The organism is Arthrobacter sp. TB 26 (genome assembly GCF_000427315.1).
In the GTDB taxonomy this organism is placed as follows: domain Bacteria; phylum Actinomycetota; class Actinomycetes; order Actinomycetales; family Micrococcaceae; genus Arthrobacter.
The window spans coordinates 1,772-4,940 of sequence record NZ_AUPJ01000515.1; the positions used below are offsets into that span (position 1 = coordinate 1,772).

General features: G+C 68.2%; 3 protein-coding genes and 1 pseudogene. 3 read left to right on the forward strand and 1 reads right to left on the reverse strand.

Annotation, left to right across the window (positions count from 1 at the left end; genetic code table 11):
- Positions 1 to 25 precede the first annotated feature (25 nt).
- On the forward strand, positions 26 to 907 hold the full coding sequence (locus K789_RS23705) for an NAD(P)-dependent alcohol dehydrogenase (RefSeq protein ID WP_237739654.1): 882 nt from the start codon (positions 26 to 28) through the stop codon (positions 905 to 907).
- A 72-nt stretch (positions 908 to 979) separates the two neighbouring features.
- On the opposite strand, the gene K789_RS0120440 is transcribed toward K789_RS23705, so the two are convergent.
- Positions 980 to 1,318 carry a hypothetical protein gene (locus tag K789_RS0120440; RefSeq protein ID WP_024368371.1) on the reverse strand — a complete coding sequence of 113 codons (339 nt, stop codon included), beginning with the start codon at positions 1,316 to 1,318 and terminating at the stop codon, positions 980 to 982.
- A 237-nt stretch (positions 1,319 to 1,555) separates the two neighbouring features.
- Between K789_RS0120440 and K789_RS0120445 the strand changes: the two genes are divergently transcribed.
- Both K789_RS0120445 and K789_RS0120455 read left to right on the forward strand, forming a co-directional pair.
- Complete coding sequence (locus K789_RS0120445; protein WP_024368372.1) at positions 1,556 to 2,395, forward strand: IclR family transcriptional regulator; 840 nt, start codon at positions 1,556 to 1,558, stop codon at positions 2,393 to 2,395.
- 230 nt (positions 2,396 to 2,625) lie between these two features.
- Positions 2,626 to 3,169, forward strand: a pseudogene (locus K789_RS0120455) (urocanate hydratase); the annotation flags it as partial.

Here is a 3,169-nt window from a genome sequence, read left to right on the forward strand (position 1 = left end):
CCCGCCGGTACCCGGCGACGGAGACGTGCTGATCCGGGTCCGCGCCGCCGGCGTCGAACAGGGGGTCTGGCACCTCATGACCGGAATGCCGTTTCTGACCCGGGCCTTCTTTGGGTTCAGGGGCCCCAAAAACCCGATCCGCGGAAGGGAACTCGCCGGCCGGGTGGAGGCGGTGGGGAAGAATGTCGTCGGGTTCCGTCCGGGGGATGAGGTCTTCGGGACCGCCGAGGGTACCTTCGCCGAATTCGTCTGCGCCAAGGAGGGCAAGATCGCCCTGAAACCGGTCAACGCCAGCTTCGAGCAGGCGGCAGTCGTTCCCGTCTCCGCCACCACGGCACTGCAGGGCCTCCGCGACAGCGGCCGGCTCCAGCCCGGGCAGGATGTCCTGGTCATTGGCGCCGGCGGCGGAGTGGGGTCCTTTGCCGTTCAGCTCGCCAAGGTGCTCGGAGCGCAGGTCACTGGCGTCTGCAGCACCGAAAAGCTGGACCTGGTCCGGTCGATCGGCGCCGACCACGTCATTGACTACAAACACGACGACTTCGCGGACGGCGCGAGGCAGTTCGACGTCATTCTCGACACCGCCGGCAACCGCCCGCTGTCAGTCCTGCGCCGGGCACTCAAGCCGCGGGGAACCCTCGTGATTGTCGGAGGCGAAGGCGGCGGCCGGTGGACCGGCGGATTTGAACGCTCCCTCCGGGCTTCCATGCTTTCCCCGTTTGTCGGCCAGACGCTCACGGGCCTGATGGCAACGGAGCGCCAGGAGGACCTTCGATTCCTCGCCCAGCTCATCGACGCAGGCTCCGTCACACCCGTCATCGACAAGAGCTATCCGCTGGCTGACACCCCGGCGGCCATCCGCCACATGCACGACGGCCACGCCCGCGGCAAGGTGGTTGTCACTGTCTGAGCCCTGAGCCCTGAGCCCTGAGCCCTGAGCGCTGTGGTCGTGGGCCGGGAATACCGGCCGGAAGCCCTGCCCTCAGCCCTCCTGCTGCAGCGCGAGCACGATGATCGCGGCGTTGATCCCGAGGCCGATCAGCCACCAGCGGTTGAAAGTCAGAATCAGCAGCGCGGCAGAAACCGCGGCGCCCGTGACCGTGACCGGAATCCACCAGGACGCGTCCCCGATCAGGCCAAGCCCGCCGAGCGCCAAAATCACGGTGGCCGCAATGGCCAGTCCCGAAGCCAGCCGGCGGACGTTGCCGGCAAACGGCGAGTGGCCGACGTCGAACGGTGCCTTCTCGTCCGGCTTCGGCAGCCAGATGGCCAGATGAACCAGGCCGTGCGCAACCACGAACAACCCCGCAATCCAGCGCATGGCGGCCCTCCTCGCGTCTCAGCCGACGCGTCCATCGAAGCACCGCCGCCGGGGTGCGGCTAGGGGCGGAAGTCCCGGCCGCCCGGCACCCCCTTGGTTTCGGCGGCGGGCGGCGGGCGTCGGTGCAAGTGTCCGGCATTCCGGACACGACGAACCGGGCCTGACTGTTCGGGACGCCTGCCGGGGCGCATGCTTAAGTACGGGATACCGGACACCGTGCTATTTGAAGAGGATCCAATGCCAGCCACCACCATCACCCCCAGTGCCGCCGAGGCGGCGCCCAAAGCAGCCCCGGCGAAGGCCGCCTCCAAGGTTCCGGCCGCGGAAAACACCCTGCGCATCCTCAAGCTGCTCGCCTCCAAGCGGGGGCCGATGGCGGCGTCGAACATTGCCACGGCGCTGGGGCTGCCGCGCTCCAGCGTCTACCACCTGCTGGGCGTGATGGAGGCCAACGGCTTTGTGCTGCATCTGCACGAGGAGCAGCGCTACGGGCTGGGGATCAGTGCCTTCGAACTCAGTTCAGCGTATTCCCGTCAGGAGCCGCTCTCCCGCCTGGGCCGGCCATTGCTAGCCTCGCTGGTGGACGTCATTGGCGAAAGCGCCCACCTCGCCGTGCTGCACGGCCGCGACGTGCTCTACATTGTCGAGGAACGGGCGAAGAACCGCCCGTCGCTGGTGACCGACGTCGGGGTGCGGCTGCCGAGCCACCTCACCGCGAGCGGGCGCGCCATCCTCGCGGCGCTGCCCAAGTCGCAGGTCCGTGCGCTGTACCCCAACGCGGCCGCCTTCAGCGCCCGGCACGAGACTGAATCGCCCATCATGAAGTACTCGGCGCTGTCCTCGCATCTGGACCAGGTCCGGCAGCGCGGCTACGCCACCGAACACGGGGAGGTCACACCGGGCTTCGGCTCAATCGCCGCCGCCGTCACGGACCACGTGGGCTGGCCGACTGCCGCCGTCGCCGTGACATTCCTCGAGGACAAGCTCCCGCCCGAGGAATGGCCCGCCCTGGCCGCCCGGGTGCAGAAGGTCGCCGATGATCTCTCCATCCGGATCCACGGCCGCCCCTCCGCCTGACCCCGCCGGAGACCCCCACCTCCCGGCTTGATCAACCGTTCCCAACCAGCTCGCAACAGGGGCCGTTTTGGGAGCCCAAAACGGCCCCTGCTGCGAGTCAGTTGGGAGGGATGGATCGTCTGGAATACCGGACAGCACCCCTGCGAACCCTCTGTTTCCGCGGCGGCGGACAGGCTTTAGTTGATACAGAACCTCATTCCACGAACCACCAAGAAACGAAGGAGCCCCCCATGGCACCCGCCGATTTCACCACCGGTGCCCGCCCGGTCAAAGCAGCCCGCGGCACCAAGCTCACTGCCAAGAGCTGGCAGACGGAAGCCCCGCTGCGCATGCTCATGAACAACCTTGACCCCGAGGTCGCGGAACGCCCGGACGACCTCGTGGTCTACGGCGGCACCGGCCGCGCTGTCCGGTCCTGGGCCGCGTTCGACGCGATCACCCGCACCCTGGAAACCATGGAAAAGGACGAGACCCTGCTGGTCCAGTCCGGCAAGCCCGTCGGCGTATTCCGCACCAACGAATGGGCGCCGCGCGTGCTCCTGGCCAACTCCAACCTCGTTGGCGACTGGGCCAACTGGCCCGAATTCCGCCGGCTCGAGGCCGAGGGCCTGATGATGTACGGCCAGATGACCGCCGGGTCCTGGATCTACATCGGCACCCAGGGCATCCTGCAGGGCACCTTCGAAACCTTCGCCGCGATCGCCCGCAAGCTCACCGGGGACGAGAACGGCACCCTCGCCGGCACCCTGACCCTCACCGGCGGCTGCGGCGGCA

Excerpts from the sequence above, each read along its gene's own strand:
- K789_RS0120440 (WP_024368371.1), bottom strand. The coding sequence starts at position 1,318 with ATGCGCTGGATTGCGGGGTTGTTCGTGGTTGCGCACGGCCTGGTTCAT.
- K789_RS0120445 (WP_024368372.1), top strand. The coding sequence starts at position 1,556 with ATGCCAGCCACCACCATCACCCCCAGTGCCGCCGAGGCGGCGCCCAAA.